Source organism: Catenulispora sp. GAS73 (assembly GCF_041262085.1).
In the GTDB taxonomy this organism is placed as follows: domain Bacteria; phylum Actinomycetota; class Actinomycetes; order Streptomycetales; family Catenulisporaceae; genus Catenulispora.
This window is the reverse complement of record NZ_JBGCCM010000009.1, coordinates 64,025-84,446: the sequence shown is the minus strand read 5'-3', so window position 1 is coordinate 84,446 and position 20,422 is coordinate 64,025. Positions and strand designations below refer to the sequence as shown.

Sequence of the window (20,422 nt, the reverse complement as noted above, 5' to 3'; positions counted from 1 at the left end):
GCCTCTGTGTCAGATCCCCGGCAGGGATCCCTCAGCCAATCAGCTCCAGGCCAGCGCGGTCAGCGGATCGGCCAGCACCGCACCGATGTCCCGCAGCACCTTCGAGCCCAGCTCGCCGTCGACCAGGCGGTGGTCGAAGGACAGCGCCAGCGTGGTCACCTGGCGCGGCTTCACCTTGCCCTTGTGCATCCACGGCTGCTCCCGCACCGCGCCGAACGCCAGGATCGACGCCTCGCCGGGGTTCAGGATCGGGGTGCCGGTGTCCACGCCGAACACGCCGACGTTGGTGATCGTCGCCGTCGCGCCGCTCATGTCGGCCAGCGAGGTCTTGCCCTCGCGTGCCACGTCGGTGAGCTTGTTGAGCGCGCGGCCCAACTCCACCAGCGGCAGCAGGTCCGCGCCCTTGACGTTCGGCACCAGCAGCCCGCGCGGCGTGGCCGCCGCGATGCCCAGGGTGACGTGGTCGAAGTAGACGATCTCGCCGTTCGCCTCGTCCCAGCGCGCGTTGATCTCCGGGTTCCGCGCCATCGCCACCAGGAACGCCTTGGCGACCAGCAGCAGCGGCGACACCCGCACGCCCTTGAAGTCCGGCATCTCCTTCAGACGCTGCACGAACTTCATGGTCGGGGTGACGTCGACCGTCAGGAACTCGGTGACGTGCGGCGCGGTGAACGCCGACTGCACCATCGCCGCGGCGGTCGCCTTGCGCACGCCCTTGATCGGGACGCGGCGCTCGCCGTTGACGAAGGGTGCCGCGGCGGCCGGGGCGGCCAGCGCGGCTCCGCCCGCGGCCGGCTCGGTCTGCGTCCCGGTCGCGGCCGCGTGTACGTCGTCCCGGGTCACCGTGCCGTTGACGCCCGTCGGGACCACCAGCGCCAGGTCGATGCCCAGGTCCTTGGCGAGCTTGCGGACCGGAGGCTTGGCCAGCGGCTTGGCGCCGATCGGCGCGGCCGGGGCGGTCGCGATGCCGGCGGCGCTCGCGGTCGCGACCCGGACCGCCGGAGCGGCCTGCTCCGGAGCCGTGGACTGGCCGCGGTACGCCGGGGCCGGGATGTCGTCGACGACCGGCTCCTCGCGGACCGTGGCGCCCATGACGTCGGCCGCGGACGGCGCCGCCGCGGACGTCTTGCGCGGACGGCGGCTGGAAGCGGCCTGCTTCACGCCGTAGCCGACCAGGACCGCCTCGCGCTTGTCGTCGCCCTTGCCCGAGGCGGCCGGCGCGGCCTTGGCCTCGGCGGTGGCCGCGACGCCCGCGGTCATGTCGTCCCCGCCGGCCGCCGGGGCGCTCGGTGTGCTCGGGTCGATGTCGATCCCGATGATCGGGGTGCCGACGTCGACCGTCTGCCCCTCGTCCACCAGCAGCTCGACGACCTTGCCGGCCCACGGCGAGGGCAGCTCGACGGCGGCCTTCGCGGTCTCGATCTCCACCAGGATCTGGTTGACCGTGACCAGGTCGCCCGGCTTGACCGACCAGGCCAGGATCTCCGCCTCGGTCAGGCCCTCGCCGACGTCCGGGAGGTTGAATCTCTTGATCTCACCCATGTGTGCTCCCAGATCCCTTAGAACGCGAACGCGCGGTCGACGGCGTCCAGCACGCGGTCCAGGTCCGGCAGGAACTCCTCCTCGACCCGCGACGGCGGGTAGGGGGTGTGCGGTGCGCCGACGCGCAGGACCGGTGCCTCCAGGGAGTAGAAGCACTTCTCGGTGACCTTCGCGGCGATCTCCGCGCCCATCCCCAGGAAGACCGAGGCCTCGTGCACGGTGATCAGGCGGCCGGTCTTGCGGACCGAGGCGTACACCGGCTCCAGGTCGAGCGGGGACAGCGTGCGCAGGTCGATGACCTCCAGCGAGCGGCCCTCGTCGGCAGCCGCCGCGGCGGCCTCCAGGCAGGTCTTCACCATCGGGCCGTAGGCGACCAGCGTCGCGTCCGTGCCCTGGCGCACCACGCGGGAGGCGTAGAGCGGGTACGGCGTGGCGGTCGGGTCCAGCTCGGCCTTGTCCCAGTACCGGCGCTTGGGCTCGAAGAAGATCACCGGGTCGTCGGAGGCGATGGCCTGCTGGATCATCCAGTAGGCCTCCACCGGGTTGGACGCGGCGACCACGCGCAGGCCGGCGGTCATGGCGAAGTACGCCTCGGGGGACTCCGAGTGGTGCTCGACCGCGCCGATGCCGCCGCCGAACGGGATGCGGATCACGATCGGCATGCTGACCTTGCCCAGCGCCCGGGCCCGCATCTTGGCGACCTGGGTCACGATCTGGTCGAAGGCCGGGTAGACGAACCCGTCGAACTGGATCTCCACCACCGGCCGGTAGCCGGCCAGCGCCAGGCCGACCGCGGTGCCGACGATGCCGGACTCGGCCAGCGGGGTGTCCACGACCCGCGCTTCCCCGAAGTCCTTCTGCAGGCCGTCGGTGACGCGGAAGACGCCGCCGAGCTTGCCGATGTCCTCGCCCATGAGCAGGACCTTCGGGTCGTCCTCCAGGGCCCGCCGCAGGCCCAGGTTGAGGCCCTTGCTGAGGGAGATCTGCTGTGTCTTGGAAGTCGACTCTGACATGTCAGTGAGCACCCTCGAAAGATTCCCAGTAAGCCCCGTACTCTGCGCGCTCCTCGTCCATCAGGGGGTGCGGCTCGGCGTAGACGTGGTCGAAGATCGAGATCGGCTGCGGGTCCGTCATGGCCACGCAGCGGGCCCGGATGTCGGCGGCGACCGCGTCCGCCTCGGCGTCGACCTCCTTGAAGAACGCCTCGTCGGCGTTGTCGCTCTTCTCCAGGAAGGCGCGCATGCGCATGATCGGGTCCTTGGCCTTCCACTCCTCCAACTCGTCCGCGCTGCGATAGCGCGTCGGGTCGTCGGTGGTGGTGTGCGCGCCCATGCGGTAGGTGAAGGCTTCGACCAGCATCGGGCCGTTGCCGCTGCGCGCGTGCTCCAGGGCGGCGCGCGTGACGGCCAGGCAGGCCAGGACGTCGTTGCCGTCCACCCGCACGCCCGGGAAACCGAAGCCGGCGGCGCGCTGGTACAGCGGGACGCGGAACTGGCGCTCGTTGGGCTCGGAGATGGCCCACTGGTTGTTCTGGCAGAAGAACACCACCGGCGCGTTGTTCACGCTGGCGAAGACGAACGCCTCGTTGACGTCGCCCTGGGAGGACGCACCGTCGCCGAAGTAGGCGATCACCGCCCCCTCACGGCCGTCGCGCTGCATGCCCATGGCGTAGCCGGTGGCGTGCAGCGTCTGGGAGCCGATCACGATCGTGTAGAGGTGGAAGTTCTTCTCGTTCGGGTCCCAGCCGCCGTTGTTCACGCCGCGGAACATCCCGAGCAGGTTCACCGGGTCCACGTCGCGGCACCACGCCACGCCGTGCTCGCGGTAGGTGGGGAAGGCGTAGTCCTCGGCGGTCTGCGCGCGGCCGGAGCCGACTTGCGCGGCCTCCTGGCCCAGCAGCGGGGCCCACAGGCCCAGCTCGCCCTGGCGCTGCAGCGCCGTGCCTTCGGCATCGATGCGGCGGACCAGGACCATGTCCCGGTACAGGCCGCGGTACTCCTCGGGCGTCAGGTCGATCGAGTACTCGGGGTGCTCGACCAGATCCCCTTCGGGCGTCAGCAGCTGCACGAGGTCGGGGTTCGTGGCCCCGGCCTTCTTCTTAGCAGCGGTCTTGCCACCCGCGCCCTTGCGTGAGGTCACCACTACATGTCTCCTCTACACGTATCTCAGTCGGACGTACGGCGGGATCGCCGCCGCGGTCAGCGAGGTGCGACGCCGGCCGCGGAGTTCGTGGTCGGGGTGTGACGTGGATCCCCCTCGGCCGTGCAGAGGCCACGTTACAGGGCGGAATGCGTGCGCGACGCCCCGCACCAAAGACGCGAAAGCTCCTGAGTATGGCTATGTTGTCGGTGTGCACTCTGATGTGGCCAAGTCGGGCATAACGGACTCGATCCGTGTCTTCCTGCTGGACGACCACGAGCTGGTGCGGCGCGGCGTGGGCGAACTGCTGAGCGCCGAACCCGATATCGAGGTGGTCGGTGAGGCCGGCAGTGTGGCGCAGGCTCTGGCCGCGGCCGAAGCCGCCCGTCCGGACGTCGCCCTGCTGGACGTGCGGCTTCCCGACGGATCGGGCATCGAGGTCTGCCGCGAGCTGAAGTCGCGGAGGCCGGATCTGGGCTGCCTGATGCTGACGTCGTTCTCGGACGACGACGCGTTGTTCGGCGCCATCATGGCCGGCGCGGCGGGCTACGTCCTGAAGGACATCCGGGGCTCCGCGCTCGTCGACGCGGTCCGGACGGTGGCGCGCGGGGGCTCGTTGCTCGACCCGACCGCCACCGAGCACCTTCTGAGCCGGCTGCGCGTCGGGATCGTGCCGGGGGAGGCCGATCGAGAGGACGCGGCGAGCAAACTGGCGTCGCTCACGGTGTCCGAGAAGCGGATTCTGGAGCTCATTGCCGAAGGCCTGACCAACCGGCAGATCGGCGAGCGGCTGAGCCTGGCCGAGAAGACGGTGAAGAACTACGTCACCGGGATCCTGGCGAAGCTGGCCATGCAGCGGCGTACGCAGGCTGCTGCGTTCGCTGTCCGGCATCTTCCCGGGCGCTCGCGCTGGTAACTGCGCGCTTATAGCGTGCCTCCGCATAGCGGTTCCGCTACTGCGCAGTGTCCTTGAGCATTCCGCGAAAGAGCTGCAGAAGGCCGGTGCGGATCTCCTCACGTGTCGGGGCGGCCCGGTTGCCGGCCCCGGCGACCGAATCGAACAGGATCCCTTCGCTGAAGGCGATGAACGTGCGGCCGTCGCGGTCCGGATCGGTCGAGCCGAGAGCTGCCATGAGACCGCGAGCCGGCTCGCGGAAGGCCACACCGGCTTCGTCGTAGATCGCGCGCAGTTCCGGCCGTCTCGTCGCCTCCAGCGCGAGCTCGAAGCGCGCCAGCGACGGGGCCCGGCGGAGCGTGAGGGTGTCATGGAGCTGAGTGGCCACCAGGTCGGCGGCTATCTCCGGGGTCGGATTCGCCAGCGCGAGCACGCCGCCGGGGTTCGCCGCGTCCTCGAAGACCTCCGCCTCCAGGCGGCACAGCCGGGCGAACGTCGTCTCCAGCAGGGCGCTGCGGGTCCGGGCGTGGTTGGAGGTGGACCCGGGCGGCAGGCCGGCGGCCTCGTCGACGGCGCGGTGGGTGAGCCCGCGCAGCCCCCGTTCGGCGAGCAGGGCGATCGCGGTGTCTCCGATGAGGTCCGGACGGGAGGTCATGGTCCGAGACCTTAGCAGTTGACGACTACGGCTGTAGTGGCGTAAAACTACAGCCGTAGTTGGAACTACGGATGTAGTGAGGAGCGGTCATGAAGGCGATCGTGGTGGGCGCGGGCTTCGGGGGACTCACAGCTGCGGCGAGGCTGTTCCAGCGCGGGTGGGACGTGACGCTCGTCGAGCGCGCGGCGGAGCTGCGGCCGGTGGGCTCGGGCCTGGCTGTTGCGCCGAACGGGTTGCGGGCGCTGGACACGCTGGGAGCCGGCGACACGGTGCGGAAGCTGGCGGCGTTCCAGGGGGACGCCGCGGTGACCCGCTCCGACGGCCGGGTGATCGCCCGCACGGCGAGCAAGGCCATCGTCCGCCGGTTCGGAGACGCGGTGATCCCCGCGACTCGGTCCTCGGTGATGGACGTGATCTCCGGGCTGCTGCCGACAGACACCTTCCGGTTGGGTGTCGAGGCGACGGGGATCGAGGCGGGCCACGCCTCCCAGCGGCCGCGGCTGCTGACGGATTCCGGACCGCTGGAAGCGGACTTGATAGTTGCCGCAGACGGAGTGAACTCGGTGCTTCGCAAGGCTCTGTTTCCAGAGCACCCCGGCGCCGTCTATAGCGGCATTACCGCATGGCGCCTTCTCGTTCCGACGCCCGAGGGCGACTTCCTGCCCGGCGAGGTGTGGGGCGGGAGCAGAGTCTTCGGGATCACGCCCCTGGCCGACGGTCGGACGTATGCCTATGCCGCCGACTACGCCGAACCCGGCGTCACGTATCCGGACGAGAAGGCCGAACTGCTAAGGCGTTTCGGTACCTGGCACTTCCCGGTCCCCCAACTCATCTCCGCCGCAGATCCCGAGACCGTTCTGCACAACGACATCTACGAGATCGCCCAACCGTTGTCCGCGTACCACCGCGGTGCCGTCGCGATCCTCGGCGACGCCGCGCACGCCATGACGCCGCACCTGGGTCAGGGAGCGAATCAGGCCATGGAGGACGGCGTTACCTTGGCAGCACTTGTGGGGCAGGCTAAGGGCTCTGCAGAGGTCGTCACTGCGCTCGCGCAGTACACCGCTCTGCGCGCCCCGAGAGGCGCGGACATGGTGCGCCGGTCGCATCGGATGGGCACTCTGACCCAGAGCACCTCGCGGCGCAAGGAAGCGTTGCGGAACCTGGGGATGCGACTCGCCGGGCGGCTCGTGCCGGATCTGGCGCTTCGGGCGATGGATCCGGTGGTCGCGTGGCAGCCGCCCCAGTGACCGTAGGCTAGGCCGCATGACCGAGAACGCGTCGCCTCCCGTCCTGACTCGCTACGGCTTCCTGGGCCCGGCGGGGACGTTTACCGAGGCGGCGCTTCTCAGCGTTCCCGGGGCCAGAGAAGCGGAGCGGATTCCGTACGAGTCCGTCCCGGCTGCGCTGGACGCGGTACGGCGCGGCGAAGTGGCGGGTGCGGTCGTCGCGTTCGAGAACTCGGTGGAGGGCGCGGTCCCGGCAACCCTCGACGACCTGTCCACCGAGGAGCCCGCGCTGCACATCGTGCGGGAGATCCTGCTGCCGGTGGAGTTCGCGCTCATGGGGCGGCCCGACACGGCGCTCGCCGACATCAAGACGGTGTCGAGCCATCCGCACGCCTATCCGCAGTGCCGCCGCTGGCTGGCCGAGAACCTGCCGGACGCGCGGTGGGTCGCGGCGTCGTCCAACGCGGACGCGGCGCGGCTGGTCTCCGAAGGCGTGCACGACGCCGCCCTGGCGGGGTCCTTCGCGGCGCCGTTCTACCGGCTCACGCTGCTCGCCGAGAACATCCACGACGTCAGCGGCGCGGTCACCCGCTTCGTGATGGTGGTGGCGGCCGGCGCGCCGCCGACCCGCACCGGCGCGGACAAGACGTCCCTCGCGGTCGTGCTGCGGGACAACCACCCCGGCGCGCTCCTTGAGATCCTTGAGGAGTTCGCGGTCCGGGGTGTGGACCTGATGCGCATCGAGTCGCGGCCCACGCGGTCGAAGCTGGGGACCTACTGGTTCTCCATCGACTGCGAGGGGCACCTCGACGACGCGCGGGTCGGGGAGGTGCTCACCGGCCTGCGGCGGGTCGCCGCCGAGGTCCGGTACCTCGGCAGCTACCCGCGCGCGGACGGGCTCGCCGCCGAGGTCCGCAGGGGGACCTCCGACGAGGACTTCCGCGAGGCCGCCGAGTGGTTGGCCGGCCTCAGGAACCGATGAGCGCGTTCAGCAGGGCCTCCCGCTCGGCGATCGCCGTGTAGAGCTGCTCGGAGATGGAGCGCAGCGCGGTCAGCGAGTCGTACTGGTAGGCCGCGAGCACGTCCGCCATGGGGTTCTCCATCAGCGTCTGCCGCTCCAGCGCCAGCTCCGCCTGCTTCGCGCGCAGCCAGATCAGCCGGCCGCGCAGCCACATCTCGCGCTGCGGGTTGTCCTTCGCCGGGCCCGAGGACGTCAGCGACCACTCCTCACTGAGCTTCTGCAGCCCGGGCAGGTCGTCCTTCTCGTAGGCGGCGTTCACGCGGGTGATGAAGGCGTGCCGGCGCGCGATCTCCGTCGGGTCCTGGACGAGATCGGGGTGGGACCGGCGGGCCAGTTCCCGGTAGAGGCGCTGTGCGGTCTTGCTGGGCCGTACCGGCGTGTCCGGGTCCGGCTTCGGGGCCGAGGGCTCCTCGCGGGGCCTGGGCGGCGTCTCGGACCGCTCTGAGCCTTCCTCCTCGTCGTTCAGCAGGCCGGCGTTCGCGGCGGCGAACAACACGGGGTCTTCGCCGTCCACGCGGGCCCGGGCCTCCACCGCACGGCGGATGGCTTCGGGGTCGCCGGTCATGGCGGCTTCGGTCTCGGCGGTGAGCGCGTCCAGTTCGTCCAGCCGGCCGTACAACGGGCCCAGTTGGATCTGGTGCAGCCGGGTGAACTGGTCCAACTCGGCACGCAGCGACTCGACGGCCACCTGCGTGTCGAGCAGGGCCGTCTCGGCCACCACGACGGCGTCTTCCAGATTCTGGAACAACGGCTCACTCATTGCCTGGGCAGTCTCCACGGTTGGTCCTCACAGATGTACTCAGGGCACTGCGGCAGAGAGGGTACAGGAGCGACAAGGGGTGACGGCTCCGTCTTCGGGCGTACTGTGGTGCGCAGGATGATCGACCTTAACGCAGATCTGGGCGAAGGCTTCGGCCGTTGGCGGCTCGGAGACGATGACGCCCTGCTGGAGCTGGTCACCAGCGCCAATGTCGCCTGCGGCTTCCACGCCGGCGATCCCTCCACCATGCGCCGGGTCTGTGCGGCGGCCATCGGCCGCGGCGTACGGGTCGGTGCCCAGGTCGGCTACCGTGACCTGGCCGGCTTCGGCCGCCGCGACATCGAGTACGACCCCCACGAGCTGGCTGACGATGTGCTCTTTCAGATCGGTGCCCTGGACGCCTTCGCCAGAGCAGCCGGCGACCGGGTGCGCTACGTGAAGCCGCACGGGGCTCTGTACAACCGTATCGTGCACGACGCGGTCCAAGCCGAGGCGGTCGTCAGAGCGGTGGTCGCGTTCTCCTCCGCGCACGACGTCCAGATCCCGGTCCTGGGCCTTCCCGGCTCAGTATTCCTGGAACTGGCATCCACCGCAGGCCTTCCGACCGTCGCGGAAGCCTTCGCCGACCGCGCCTACACGCCCCAGGCGACCCTGGTCCCCCGCTCGACCCCGAACTCGGTCCTGACGGACCCGGACGAAGTCGCGGGCCGCGCGGTGGAGATGGCCGTGTCCGGCACGGTGATGGCGATCGACGGAACGTTGGTGGACGTCGCGGCGCGATCGTTGTGCGTCCACGGCGACTCGCCGTCCGCGGTGGCCCTGGCGTCCGCGGTCCGCGACGGACTGCGCTCGGTGGGAGTCGAGGTCGGCGCGTTCACCTGAGCGCGGTGGGTTTTTGAGGTTCGGCGGGACGGCAGCGGTCGAATTGCCACGCGCAAGATCGATTCGCTGCACACGAGGGTTCAGTTCGCGGTCGCCTTCTCGGCTTCGGCGACGAGTGTTGTCCGGCCGACCATCCGGCGGCGGTGGGATATCCCGTGATCAGGCTGGGATCCGCCTGCCGGATGGTCGACGGCCGGGGCTGACGCGAGGCGTCAGGTCGCCGTGCCGGACTGGCCGCGTGGCGGGTTCATGTACGCGCCGAGTGTGGCTCGGGCCAGCGAGGATTGGGCGCGGGAGAGAAAGCGCGAACCGGGACTGGAACCGGGGTCAGAATCCTTCTCGGAGTCGCCGTCGGGCTTCGGCTCGGGCTGAGGGTTCGGGTCGGTGCGTTGACGGGGGACGCGCGGTGGGATCCGCGGGCGGTCCGGATTCGGCATGGCGATGTCGGCTGTGAGTGCCGATACCCCGGCAGGTGCGGCGACCGGGACCGCCTTCGAGCCGGCGACCGGAACTACGAACGCCGACATGTTCGGCGGGCCGGGATCGAAGGGCGGTGACGCGGCGGATCCGGCGGCGGTGTCGGCGGTGGTCTCGGCGGTGGTGCGGCTCGGGATGCCTGGCGCGGTGGGAGATTGGGCCTGCGCAGCTGCCGCGGCAGGATCGGCCGTGGTCTCGGCGGCCGCGTGGTGCGGGGCGATGGGCAGTGTCGCAGTGGTGGCAGGGGCTTCGGCCGGGGCGGCAGTGACAGTGCGGCTCGGGATGCCTGGCGCGGTGGGAGATTGGGCCTGCGCAGCTGGCGCGGCAGGATCGGCCGTGGTCCCGGCGGCCGCATGGTGCGGGGCGGTCGGCAGTGCCGCAGTGGTGGCAGGGGCTTCGGCCGGGGCGGCGGTGACAGTGCGGCTCGGGTCGGTCGGCGATGTGCCGTCCGCGGAGCGGGTGTCAGGCGCGGGCACTTCCGCCCGGGCCGAGGCGGCATCGGCGGCAGTGCTGCTCGGAGCGGTTGGCACTGTGGCGTCCGCGGAGCCGGCGTCCGGCGCGGGCACTTGCGCCGTGGCCCGAGGCGGGCCGGCGTCGGTGTCCTCCTCGACGATGCTGAGCAGCAACTCCGGCGTCGGGCGCAGGGTGTCGGGGTGGATCCAGCCCTGCTTGACGGCTTCCTGCTGGCAGCCGGTGCGGGAGCGGCCGTGTGCCAGGGAGATGGTCTTCCAGCTTTCACCGGCTCGGATGCGGCGGTGGAGGTCCGTGCGTTCCTCGTCGGTCCAGCGGGTGCCGTGTTTGGGCCATTGGGCCTTGCGGCGGGCGGTTTCGGGGTTGGGTTGTTTGGCGAACCAGGTGATCGAGCGGAGCTGGCCCTGGGCGGCCACGTAGACGACGTCGCCCTGGTGGTGGAAGACGAGTTGGTCGTCGTGGAACTCCACGCCGTCGGCGGGGATCATCAGTTGGGCGCCCGGGGTGGTTTCGGGGGCGGCTATGAGTTCCGCGCGGAGCCAGGGTTGGGTTTGGGTGGTCATTGTTCCCCCTCTGTGGTGGTTTGGAGCCTGTTTCACCAGAGTGGCAGAGGGGTCTGACAGGGTATAGGGCGTTTTGGGTGATCTGAGATAAGACGTCTTATATTACCGCTCGTGCTTCTGGCGCTTCTTGGCGCGGGTGCGGGTCAGCAGGAGGCTGGTCAGCATGCCGCCGAGGAAGGTGCCCGCCAGGGTCAGCCACATGGGGCTGGTCACCGTCACCACCCAGAAGGTGATGCTGGCCTTGTGGGTGTTGGCCAGGATGAACCAGATCGCCACCACGGCGATGACGATGCCGCCGATCATGCGGGAGCGCTGGGCTTTGTCGGCCGCGGTGCGCGGTGCCTGCGGGGCCGGTGGGGGCTGCGGCGCTTCGGTCGTCATGTCCGACCCTCTTACCGGGGCCGGGGGTCGGGAACCGTGCGTTGCCCCGAACAGGGGACAGAGTCGGGGACAGGGCCGGGGACAGGCGCGGGCGCCGTCAGCGGCCGTTGAGGGAGAAGACCACTGAGCCGAAGGCGACCTCGTCGCCGGGGTGGACCGCGGTGGGCGCCGTGATGCGCCAGCCGTTGACCCGGGTGCCGTTGGTGGAGCCCAGGTCGACCAGGAACCAGCCGGCGGGAGCGCGGCGGAACTCGGCGTGGTAGCGGGACACCGTGGTGTCGAACAGCTGGAGGTCGCATTCGGGCATGCGGCCGATGCGCAGGATGCCCTGGGCCCCGCCGGGCAGGGACAGGCGCGGCAGGGAGGGGCCGCGCCAGGCCGCCTTGACCTTGAAGCGGAAGTGCGCGACGGCCGACACCGCGTTCACCACGCGCTGGCCGAAGCCCGGCTCCTCGGGCGGGAGCGGCAGGTCGGACACGAGCTGGGTCAGCTCGGTGTGCGACTGCACCGCCAGGGCCCGGTCGATGCGCCGGGCGAACGTGTCGCCGGACAGCCGGCCGGCCTCGGCGCCGGCGGCCAGAGCCTCGATGGCGTCGTCGCGCTCGGCATCAGACGGCCGATGGTCCGGTGGCTGCCACGCCCCGTTCCCGAACGAAGGACCTCCCATGGAAGCGATTGTCCAATGGCGGCCGATCGGGTGTCCAGCAAGACCGCGGGGGTGGTCGAGCCCTGCGTTACCCGCGGGGGTCCGCCACCTGCCCGAAGAACAGGATCTGGCCCGTCACGGTGTCCCGGATGAGGAAGAGGAAAGGCCGGTCGACGTGCATTTCCGTGGTCTGCTCCGGGGCCCTGGCGGCGCCGGCCACCACCGTGACGCCCGAGGCGGCGGCCGCGGTGGTGCCGTCCTCGTCGACGGCGACGTGGGTCTTCTGCACGACCGCGCCCACGTGCAGCGGCTCGGCCTTGGCGGGGATGCCGCCGAGGTCCGCCGAGTTCGGATCGAACACGGAGGTCATCCCCAGGCTCTTCAACGCCGACCCCAGATCACGGCTGGTGTCGAAGCTGAACTTCGGCAGTTCCAGGTCCACCGGCGCCGGTGCGGCCGAACTCGTCATAGCCGTGAGCTCGCCGGACGTGAGCGACTTGCGGAAGGTGTCGAACGAGCCGGCCGCCGGGAGCAGGATGCCCATAGCCAGGTGGTCCTGCTCATAGGGCAGCTCCGCGTACTGCCAGCCACTGCCCTGCGCGTACGCATAGTTGGTCTCGTTGCTCATCATCGACACGTTCGCGGTGGTGCCGTTCACCAGGGTGAACGGTCTGTCCGCGGTCTCGCTCTTCTTGAAGGTGTCGGCCCACTTCGCCTTGAGATACAGAGCATCCGTGAGCGCGAGCCGGGTGTCCCCGGACATGGACCCGGGGCCGAAGAGGTCCTTGATGAGTCCGTTCGTCTGATCCTCGACGGTTTTGTTGATCGTCTTGCGCGCGGCCTCGGGGTCGGTGAAATCGGTCTGGCGGATACCGGCGTCGAAGGCTGAGGCCAGCGCCGATAGATACGACGGCTGGATGGCGTAGCCCTGCTGCGTCCACACGGTGTCGTACTGCTGGAGATCCGCCTTGTCGGTGAGCTCGCGCTGCACGGTCGCCGAGTCCAGGGCACCGAGCGCGTTCGCGAACTGGTCGGGAGACATGGTGGTGTGCATGGTCTTGGCCATCTGGGCCTCGGTCTGCCCCCTGGCGCCGGGCATCAGCATCGTCAGCACGGTGGCCAGGCTGGTCGGCGAGATCATGACGTTCCCCTCGCCGCCGTCGGCGACGGAGTGGAAGACGTCGACGCCGAAGGCGTTGACACTGGCCGAGGCGGCGCTCAGGTCGCCCTGCCCGACGGTCGCGCGCGCGGCGTCCGTGCGCACCAGCGAGCCGTTTCCCTTTCCCTGCGCGGTGCCGCCGGAGGACGAGCACGCCGTCAGAGCGGCGAGGGACGCGGCGGCGATCGCGGCTATCTGCTTGCGTGGCATGCGGATTGGACGCGGGCCGGGCCGTTTCGGTTTCGTCCCGATGGGGGTGACCGTGTCCGGGGTCGATCGTTGAAACGTTCATGAACGCGATGACCGTGCCCCCGATGGCTCCCCCGGCGATGCCCCAGAACCAGGATCAGGAAGTACCCGAGGAAGTCGTTGACATTCCGCAGCAGCAGGACGCCGAGCAGTCGGCGCGGAGCGCTGAGGAGGTGCCTGCGGAAGTCGCCGCCGAGACGGATCCCGAAACGGATCCCGGGACAGAGCCCGAGACGGACCCGGCCGGCGAGGTCAGCGAGGTCGTCGAGGAAAAGGGCGAGAAGGAAGAGAAAGAGGACAAGGACGAGAAGAAGGCGGCGGCCAAGCCGAAGCGCAAGAGCGCCCCGCGCAAGGCCGTCGGCGCCTCCAAGTCCCTGGTCGTCCTCAAGGAGGGCCGGGTCCAGTACGCCGACGCCGACGCGGTCGTCGTGGTGGACCTCGACGAGGCCGCCTCCCCCGACACCGACGTGCACGACGTCCTGGACCGCCTCACCGAGCTGCGCGAGGCGGCCGAGTCGCCGGCCAAGGCCGACGCGGTCAGAGCCCTGACAGACCTGATCCAGGAGAAGGCTCTCGGCTAGCCGCTCACGCCTCGGCGGAGGGCTGCCACAGCGGCTCGTCGACCGTGAAGCCCACCGGCTCGCCCCAGCCGTTCCGGTACGCGACCTCGTGTGCCGGACGGCGCGGGGCGACGCCCCAGCGGCCGGTCGGGTAGCCGAAGGACACGCAGCAGGACTGGGTCCACTTCTCCTCGGCCGGCACGCCGAGGATCTCCTTGACCCCGGCGTCATGGAAGCCGCCGAGGATCGAGGTGAGGGCGCTGCCCACACCCTGGGCCCGCGCGGCCAGCTGGGCGTTCCAGACCGCCGGGAAGATCGAGCCGCCGGTGCGGTCGCGCTGGACGAAGGCGAACAGGAACAGCGGGACCTCTTCGAAGTGGTCGCCGAGCCACTGCGAGGACTTCGTGACCTTCGCCATCTGCCGGGACTCCGGGCTGTCCGGGTCGGCCGCGACGGCGGCCAGCATCGGGGCGTAGACGGTCTTGTAGAGCTGGTCGAGGGCGTCGCGGTAGAGCGGGCCGATGAGGTTCTTCTTCTCCTGGTCGTCCAGGAGCAGGAACCGCCAGTTCTGCCCGTTGCCCCCGGAGGGTGCGCGGATCGCGGCGTCCAGGATGCGGGCCTGGACGGACTCCGGGATCGGGTCGGGCTTGACCCGGCGCATCGCCCGGGTGGTGTAGAGCGCTTCGTAAATGTCCATGGTGATCCGCAGGGTAGATTTCTTCCCGGAGCGGGGCAAGGGTGGCGTTACTCACAGCTTCACCCCTGGCGCAGCGCGTAGCTCAGCCGGGCCGCGACGGCGGCTCGGGCCAGCCGGGCGGCGGTCGCGTTGTCCACAGCCAGGAACACCAGACCGCCGTCGTCCGGGGCGGAACGGGTGAGCGAACCGGGGTCTGCGGAGTGCGCGATCTCAAGCACTGAGACATCGGCCGCGACCACCGTCTCACCCCGTGGCGGGTCCGCACCCGGGCCCGGGACGGCGCCGGCGATCGCGTCCGGCGGACCCGGCGGACCGCCCGGTCCGGCGTCCCGGGCCGCCAGCACGTCGATCCGGTCGCCGGGGCGCAGGTATCCGGTGCTGCCCGCGTCGGCGAACCGCACCGGGACCGCGACCAGGCCGCTCATCAGGGATTCCGCGGCGAATCGGGGCGGCCTGCGGGGTGGCGGCCCGGAATGTTCGGCGGTCAGCAGGGCCATCGAGACCCCGGCGAAACCGGCGGCCCCGAGGACGCGCAGCCGTCGGGTGCGGGACGTGTGGCGCCGGCCGGACATCCGGGCGACGAGCTTCGGACGGGCGGTGGCGGTGCTCGGCATGGCTCCCCCTTGCGTAGTCGGAACGCTTCGGGGAGTAATGATCCAAGCGCGCCGTCAAGACTGTCCACCGGTCGCGGGGCGGCCTGTGGATAACTGGCTTGGATCTGTGGATAACCCGGTGGACAACCGGGGGTGCGTCAGCTCTTTGTGGACGACGACGAGCCCGAGCTTGACGACGAGGAGGACGACGTGCCAGAGGACGAGGACGACGACTCGCTCTTCGCCGAGCCGCCCGATCCCGAGCCGCTTGAGCTGCCGGAGCCGCCCGAACCGCCGGCTCCGTTCGAACCTGAGCCGGAGGATCCGGACGAGCCGTTCGCCGCCGGCGGCGTGGACGAGCTCGACGCGGACCGGCTGTCGGTGCGGTAGAAGCCGCTGCCCTTGAACACGATGCCCACGGCGGAGAAGACCTTGCGCAGTTCGCCCTGGCAGTTCGGGCAGACGGTCAGCGCGTCGTCCGTGAACTTCTGCACGACCTCCAGCGCTTCACCGCAGTCCTTGCACTGGTACTGGTAAGTCGGCACGGGGAGACTCCTTCATCGACCTGGCACTCTGGCCGCCAGACTGCCAATTCTGCGGGATCGGCGCGTGGGCTGTCCAATGCGGTGGGGCAGCACTGTGACACACCTCACCGACGACGCCGTGAAACGGGCCTCGATCCCCGCGCTCACAGGGCTTCAGAACAGCGGGATCTCGAACCAGACGAACTTGCCGGCGTCCGTGGGCCGAGCGCCCCACCGCGCCGACAGCGCGTCCACAAGATACAACCCGCGGCCGCCCTCATCTGTTTCCGCGGCCTGCCGGATGCGGGGCAGCCGCACGTCCGGGTCGTGCACCTCGATCCACAGCGCCCGCAGACCCCGCCGCAGCACCAGGTCCAGCCGCCGCGACCCGCCGGGCGCGGACAGCGTGCCGTCCAGCATCCCCAGCTCGTCCAGCAGGCCGGGCTCGGCCAGCAGGTCCATCTCGTTGTCCTCGTCCAGGGCGCCGAGGTGGTCGGCGTACTCCCGGACGGCCGCCAGCTCCATCATGTCCTCGGCCATCGGCGGCGGCTCGGGCTCGGAGTACTGGTCGGAGTCGGAGAAGGACCACGGAGTCGGCCGCGGGCCGCTGGCGTGCCGCACCGCGTTGGTGATCAGCTCGGAGACCAGCAGCTCGGCCAGCTCGGCGTGCTCGCTCAGGCCCCACTCGCGCAGCACGGCCCGGGTGTGGTGCCGGGCCGCGAACGCCGCTTCCGGACGCGCCGGGAGGGCCAGACGCGACAGCGGCAGGTCGACCGTGGACGTCGCCATGGCGAGCACGGCCTGGTCGTCGTGCGCCTCGCTGCCGGCGGCCCGCAGCGCGGCCCGGCAGATCGCGCGCGGCTCGCGCACCACGCGCTCGATGGCCAGGCACAGGGTGCGCACGCCGGTGTCCACCGACTGGTCGCGCCGTTCCACGACCCCGTCCGTGTACATCACCAGGACGTCCCCCGGCGGGATGCTGAAGATGTGGTCCTCGAACTGCACCGCGCCCTTGCCGCCGCCCGGTCCGAGCGGACCGATGCCCAGCGGGACGTCCGGCGGGACCTCCATCGGATACGTGCCGTGCGCAGAGGCCAACAGCGGCGGCGGATGCCCGGCGTTCGCTAAAGCGCAGCGCCGCGTAAAGGGGTCGTAGATGGCGTACACACAGGTGACGAGGATCTCCTCGTTCAGCCCGCGAACCAACTCGTCCAGATACGACAGCAGCTGGCCGGGCTGTACGTCCAAAACCGCGTAAGCCCGCAGAGCGGCGCGCAACTGGCCCATCACGGCAGCAGCGTGCGCACCGCGCCCCTGCACGTCCCCGATGACTACGCCGATCCGTCCGGCGGACAGCTCGACGACGTCATAGAGGTCGCCACTCACTTCGGAAGCGGCTCCCGGCGCATAGCCGACGCGGATGGAGACACCGTCGGGAAGCGGCAGATCGGTCGGCAGGAGTGACTTCTGCAGAGCCAAAGCCAGAGTCCGCTGCCGGTCGAACATGGCCGCGTTCTCCAGAGCCAGTCCGGCCCGCGCCGCCAGCTCCTCCACAAGCTCCAAGTCCGCGGTGTCGTAGCGCGGCGTCGGATCGGCGTCCTCGGTCAGTGCGATCGCCAGCACGCCGCGCACTCCGCTCGGCGCCAGCAGCGGAACAGCGATGAGCGACTTGGCGTCCAACAGGAGCGCCTTGCGGTCGCACTCCTCATCCGGATCCAGCGCCTTCACACGCGGCGCGCCCTGGATGAGGACCGGACGTCCGGTCCGCAGCGCGCGGTCACAAGGATGACGCGCCGGGTAGTGGATCTCTGTACCGGCGCGCATAGGAGGACACGGAGAGGTGTCCGTACTGTGCACCGTCACCAGACGCTGCGCAGTGCCGTTCTCGTCCAGCAGGTCCACGACGCAGGTGTCGGCGAACGCCGGGACCAGGATCTCGGCCAGAGCGGCGAGCGTCCGGCCGGTGTCCAGAGAAGTCCCCAGCTGCATCCCCGCGCGGGACAGCACGGCGGCGCGCACAGCGGCCCGGGCCGCGGCGCGCTGCTGGTCGTCCCGGCTGGCGTCGGAGCCGAACAGGTCGATCGCGGTCACCACGGTGCCGGTGACCATGCCGCCGCTCATCATCGGCGCGGCCCGGACCCGGGCGAGCAGCGAGTCGCCGTTGCGCGTGGTGATGGGGAACGAACCCTCCCAGGTCCCGCCGCGCTGGACGGTCGACCCGATGGAGTCCAGGTGTGACAGAGCGTTGCCGTTGGTGCCGTCGACGACCACGAACTCGGTCCAGGGCCGCCCCAGGACCTCTTCGCCGTACCAACCGAACAGCTCTTCAGCGGCCGGGTTCCAGCCGGTGATCTGCCCCCGGTGGTTCAGCACCACGACGGGGTCGGGCAGGGCCTCCAGCACCGAGATCGCCGAGGTCTGGGTGCTGTTCGCGGGCACCAGTTCGGCCGACGGTTGCGGCCGGGCATGCGGGAGCTGTTCCCCGGTCCCCGGCTGACGTCGCATGTGAGGTACCCAACCGCTCTGCCGAACCCTGACGTTCTTTAAGCGCCGAGTCTGCCACTAGCGGTCCCCTCAGCGCGAGAGAACCCCGCCGGGAGATTGGCCCCAATGGCGAACGGTTTCGCCCGCGACCGCCATGTCGACCGGGCGGTCGTGGGGCTCCACGGGGACGTCCACGTCCAGCTCTCCGGGGTAGAGCAGGGCCGCCACCCGGGGGCGTGCGGGGCGCGGGGACGCCTCGATCCTGGCCAGCACCCGGTCGTAACTGCCGCCGCCGCGGCCCATGCGCATACCAGTGGGCGAGACCGCGAGGGCCGGTACGACGATCCAAGAGGCTGACAGCACAGCGTCCACACCCAGTGACTCGGCCGGCTCGGGGATCGGGCTCGGCCGGGAGCCGCCGGGCGGAATCCTTCGAACGAGTGAATCAGGGCCGGAGAACCACCCCCACGACAGGTCCATGTCATTCTCTAGAATAGGTAACAGGACGCGAATACCGCGCCCGCGCAATTCCGCCAGCAGCGGGCCGGTGTCCGGCTCGGTGCCGAACGAGGCGTAGGCGGCGACCACGTTCTCCCCACCGCTGTGCCCCACCATCTGCGCCACCATCTGCTCCACCAGCAGTTCGCACGCCGCAGCCGCCCACGCCGCACGCCGCTCCGGGGCGCACGCGCGCCGGGCGGCCAGCAACCGTGACCGGATCGTGCCCTTGGCAAGGCCCGGGTCGTTGGATTGATTCGTCATGCTGTGCTCAAGAATGCCAGGCCGGGAGAGGAGCCCCACCGATGTCCCTCACGGCGGTGGTCTTGGTGTTGCTGGCGGTGGCCTGCGCCGCGTTAGCCGGCATGAACCTGGCCCTGCGCAGTCGGATGGAGCGCCTGGAGGAGAACACCCGGACCGCTCTGGCCGAAGCCGCCATCGAGGTGACCGGATTGGAGCAGGGCCGAGAGGATCTGGAACGGCTCTCCGCGCTCGATCCGCTGACCGGCGTGTGGAACTACCGCTATCTGCAGGGCGCGCTGGCCCGGGAACTGGAGACCGCGCGAGCCACCGGCATAGGCGGTGCCTTGCTGATGATCGATGTGGATGACTTCCGCCAGGTCAACGCTGGTTATGGCCACCAGCGGGGGTCCGCGGTCCTTCGCGAGTTGGCCCAGCGTTTGGCGCTGGAAGTGCGACACGCCGACACTTTCGCCAGATACGGCGGCGAGGAGTTCGTGCTCATCCTGCCGGGCACCAACGCCGACACCGCCGCGAAGGTCGCCGAAAGGCTTTGCTACGCGGTACGCAAACATACCTTCGACGCAGGTCCGGACGGAGATCCCGAGCAGGGTCCGTTCCAGTTGACGATCTCCGTCGGCGGTGTGATCTTCCCCGATCACGGGACGCACGCCGCGACGCTTCTCCGCGTCGCTGATGAACAACTCATGGCAGCTAAACGAGATTCTCATGGAAGTTGGCACATCACCTGATAGCGTCCCGATCCATGGTGGAGGTTCGCAAAGCAGTCATTCCATCGGCGGGTCTGGGTACCCGGTTCCTGCCGGCGACCAAGGCGACGCCCAAAGAGATGCTCCCGGTCATCGACAAGCCGACGATTCAGTATGTCGTCGAAGAAGCGGTGACCGCGGGCCTGACCGACATCCTCATGGTGACCGGCCGCAACAAGCGGCCCCTGGAAGACCACTTCGACCGTGCCGCGGAGCTGGAGGAGGCGCTGGCCGCCAAGGGCGACACGGTCCGGCTGGAGCAGGTCCGCGCGTCCTCGGAGATGGCCAACGTCCACTACGTCCGGCAGGGCGATCCCAAGGGTCTGGGCCACGCCGTCCTCAAGGCGGAGTCCTATGTGCACGGCGAGCCGTTCGCCGTCCTGCTCGGTGACGACTTCATCGACGACCGGGATCCGTTGCTGCCGGCCATGATCGAGGTTCGGAAGCGCTACGGCGGTTCAGTGGTAGCCCTTATTGAAGTTCCCGAAGAGCACATCCACATGTACGGGTGTGCCGCGGTGAAGCCGGCGGCGGACGGTCCGGCGCTGGCCCAGGAGCACACCAGCCTCATCCAGATCACCGATCTGGTGGAGAAGCCCGCCAAGGAGCAGGCGCCCTCGAATCTCGCTGTGATCGGCCGCTATGTGCTGGACCCCGCGGTAATGGATGTCCTGCGGGAGACCCCTCCGGGACGCGGTGGAGAGATCCAGCTGACCGACGCTCTGCGGACCCTGGCCGGGGACCCGGACATCGGCGGCCCGGTCCACGGCGTGGTGTTCACCGGGCGCCGGTACGACACCGGTAACCCCATCGACTACCTGAAGACCGTGGTCCAGCTCGCGGTGGACCGTCCCGATCTCGGCAAAGAGTTCCGGGAGTGGCTCTCGTCCTACGTCCGCGAGGGCTTCCAGGACTGACGTGTTGATCTCCATCACATCGATGGAGATCAACACGCCGCTGACGTCCGTGTCCGCGGCATAAGGGATG

General features: G+C 70.0%; 21 protein-coding genes. 7 read left to right on the top strand and 14 right to left on the bottom strand.

Features of this window, described 5'->3' with window-relative positions:
• Nucleotides 1–39: 39 nt before the first annotated feature.
• The 3 genes from ABH935_RS15530 to pdhA are packed head-to-tail and all read right to left on the bottom strand — an operon-like array spanning nucleotide 40 to nucleotide 3,684.
• Nucleotides 40–1,542 carry a dihydrolipoamide acetyltransferase family protein gene (locus tag ABH935_RS15530; protein ID WP_370378586.1) on the bottom strand — a complete coding sequence of 501 codons (1,503 nt, stop codon included), beginning with the start codon at nucleotides 1,540–1,542 and terminating at the stop codon, nucleotides 40–42.
• Between the two features lie 17 nt (nucleotides 1,543–1,559).
• Nucleotides 1,560–2,555, bottom strand: coding sequence for an alpha-ketoacid dehydrogenase subunit beta (locus ABH935_RS15525; protein WP_370378585.1), 996 nt, complete (start codon nucleotides 2,553–2,555; stop codon nucleotides 1,560–1,562).
• A gap of 1 nt (nucleotide 2,556) precedes the next feature.
• Complete coding sequence (pdhA, locus tag ABH935_RS15520; protein ID WP_370378584.1) at nucleotides 2,557–3,684, bottom strand: pyruvate dehydrogenase (acetyl-transferring) E1 component subunit alpha; 1,128 nt, start codon at nucleotides 3,682–3,684, stop codon at nucleotides 2,557–2,559.
• 208 nt (nucleotides 3,685–3,892) lie between these two features.
• Here pdhA and ABH935_RS15515 point away from each other — a divergent pair, with 208 nt between their 5' ends.
• The gene (locus ABH935_RS15515; RefSeq protein ID WP_370378583.1) at nucleotides 3,893–4,597 is read left to right on the top strand and encodes a response regulator; all 705 of its coding nucleotides are present in this window, start codon (nucleotides 3,893–3,895) and stop codon (nucleotides 4,595–4,597) included.
• A 37-nt stretch (nucleotides 4,598–4,634) separates the two neighbouring features.
• Here ABH935_RS15515 and ABH935_RS15510 read toward each other — a convergent pair whose 3' ends face one another.
• Nucleotides 4,635–5,231, bottom strand: a complete 597-nt coding sequence (locus ABH935_RS15510) for a TetR/AcrR family transcriptional regulator (protein ID WP_370378582.1) — start codon at nucleotides 5,229–5,231, stop codon at nucleotides 4,635–4,637.
• Nucleotides 5,232–5,320: 89 nt separating this feature from the next.
• Here ABH935_RS15510 and ABH935_RS15505 point away from each other — a divergent pair, with 89 nt between their 5' ends.
• Both ABH935_RS15505 and pheA read left to right on the top strand, forming a co-directional pair.
• Nucleotides 5,321–6,481 (top strand): FAD-dependent monooxygenase, encoded by a 1,161-nt coding sequence (locus ABH935_RS15505; protein WP_370378581.1) that lies wholly within the window; start codon nucleotides 5,321–5,323, stop codon nucleotides 6,479–6,481.
• A gap of 16 nt (nucleotides 6,482–6,497) precedes the next feature.
• On the top strand, nucleotides 6,498–7,442 hold the full coding sequence (gene pheA / locus ABH935_RS15500) for a prephenate dehydratase (RefSeq protein WP_370378580.1): 945 nt from the start codon (nucleotides 6,498–6,500) through the stop codon (nucleotides 7,440–7,442).
• On the opposite strand, the gene ABH935_RS15495 is transcribed toward pheA, so the two are convergent.
• On the bottom strand, nucleotides 7,429–8,241 hold the full coding sequence (locus ABH935_RS15495) for a hypothetical protein (RefSeq protein ID WP_370378579.1): 813 nt from the start codon (nucleotides 8,239–8,241) through the stop codon (nucleotides 7,429–7,431). The genes pheA and ABH935_RS15495 overlap by 14 nt on opposite strands.
• 117 nt (nucleotides 8,242–8,358) lie before the next feature.
• Between ABH935_RS15495 and ABH935_RS15490 the strand changes: the two genes are divergently transcribed.
• Nucleotides 8,359–9,123, top strand: a complete 765-nt coding sequence (locus tag ABH935_RS15490) for a LamB/YcsF family protein (protein WP_370378578.1) — start codon at nucleotides 8,359–8,361, stop codon at nucleotides 9,121–9,123.
• Between the two features lie 212 nt (nucleotides 9,124–9,335).
• On the opposite strand, the gene ABH935_RS15485 is transcribed toward ABH935_RS15490, so the two are convergent.
• The 4 genes from ABH935_RS15485 to ABH935_RS15470 form a co-directional block, all read right to left on the bottom strand.
• On the bottom strand, nucleotides 9,336–10,634 hold the full coding sequence (locus tag ABH935_RS15485) for a hypothetical protein (protein ID WP_370378577.1): 1,299 nt from the start codon (nucleotides 10,632–10,634) through the stop codon (nucleotides 9,336–9,338).
• Between the two features lie 102 nt (nucleotides 10,635–10,736).
• Nucleotides 10,737–11,015, bottom strand: a complete 279-nt coding sequence (locus tag ABH935_RS15480) for a hypothetical protein (RefSeq protein WP_370378576.1) — start codon at nucleotides 11,013–11,015, stop codon at nucleotides 10,737–10,739.
• 97 nt (nucleotides 11,016–11,112) lie between these two features.
• Nucleotides 11,113–11,682, bottom strand: coding sequence for an FHA domain-containing protein (locus ABH935_RS15475; RefSeq protein WP_370378575.1), 570 nt, complete (start codon nucleotides 11,680–11,682; stop codon nucleotides 11,113–11,115).
• 67 nt (nucleotides 11,683–11,749) lie between these two features.
• Nucleotides 11,750–13,030: a serpin family protein gene (locus tag ABH935_RS15470; protein WP_370378574.1), complete on the bottom strand. Its 1,281-nt coding sequence runs from the start codon at nucleotides 13,028–13,030 to the stop codon at nucleotides 11,750–11,752.
• Nucleotides 13,031–13,110: 80 nt separating this feature from the next.
• Here ABH935_RS15470 and ABH935_RS15465 point away from each other — a divergent pair, with 80 nt between their 5' ends.
• On the top strand, nucleotides 13,111–13,650 hold the full coding sequence (locus tag ABH935_RS15465; protein WP_370378573.1) for a hypothetical protein: 540 nt from the start codon (nucleotides 13,111–13,113) through the stop codon (nucleotides 13,648–13,650).
• 4 nt (nucleotides 13,651–13,654) lie between these two features.
• On the opposite strand, the gene ABH935_RS15460 is transcribed toward ABH935_RS15465, so the two are convergent.
• The 5 genes from ABH935_RS15460 to ABH935_RS15440 all read right to left on the bottom strand — a co-directional run bounded on the left by ABH935_RS15460 (nucleotide 13,655) and on the right by ABH935_RS15440 (nucleotide 18,689).
• Nucleotides 13,655–14,326 carry a nitroreductase family protein gene (locus ABH935_RS15460; RefSeq protein ID WP_370378572.1) on the bottom strand — a complete coding sequence of 224 codons (672 nt, stop codon included), beginning with the start codon at nucleotides 14,324–14,326 and terminating at the stop codon, nucleotides 13,655–13,657.
• A 59-nt stretch (nucleotides 14,327–14,385) separates the two neighbouring features.
• Nucleotides 14,386–14,940 carry an RcpC/CpaB family pilus assembly protein gene (locus ABH935_RS15455; protein ID WP_370378571.1) on the bottom strand — a complete coding sequence of 185 codons (555 nt, stop codon included), beginning with the start codon at nucleotides 14,938–14,940 and terminating at the stop codon, nucleotides 14,386–14,388.
• 137 nt (nucleotides 14,941–15,077) lie between these two features.
• Nucleotides 15,078–15,464, bottom strand: a complete 387-nt coding sequence (locus tag ABH935_RS15450) for an FmdB family zinc ribbon protein (RefSeq protein WP_370378570.1) — start codon at nucleotides 15,462–15,464, stop codon at nucleotides 15,078–15,080.
• Nucleotides 15,465–15,617: 153 nt separating this feature from the next.
• Nucleotides 15,618–17,948, bottom strand: a complete 2,331-nt coding sequence (locus ABH935_RS15445; protein WP_370378569.1) for a SpoIIE family protein phosphatase — start codon at nucleotides 17,946–17,948, stop codon at nucleotides 15,618–15,620.
• A 69-nt stretch (nucleotides 17,949–18,017) separates the two neighbouring features.
• Nucleotides 18,018–18,689, bottom strand: coding sequence for a 5-formyltetrahydrofolate cyclo-ligase (locus ABH935_RS15440; RefSeq protein ID WP_370378568.1), 672 nt, complete (start codon nucleotides 18,687–18,689; stop codon nucleotides 18,018–18,020).
• 41 nt (nucleotides 18,690–18,730) lie between these two features.
• On the opposite strand from ABH935_RS15440, the gene ABH935_RS15435 reads away from it, so the two are divergent.
• Together ABH935_RS15435 and ABH935_RS15430 are read left to right on the top strand one after the other, a co-directional pair.
• A complete protein-coding gene (locus tag ABH935_RS15435) occupies nucleotides 18,731–19,417 on the top strand; it encodes a GGDEF domain-containing protein (RefSeq protein ID WP_370378567.1) in 687 nt (228 codons plus the stop codon).
• 14 nt (nucleotides 19,418–19,431) lie between these two features.
• Complete coding sequence (locus ABH935_RS15430) at nucleotides 19,432–20,352, top strand: UTP--glucose-1-phosphate uridylyltransferase (RefSeq protein ID WP_370378566.1); 921 nt, start codon at nucleotides 19,432–19,434, stop codon at nucleotides 20,350–20,352.
• Nucleotides 20,353–20,422: the final 70 nt, after the last annotated feature.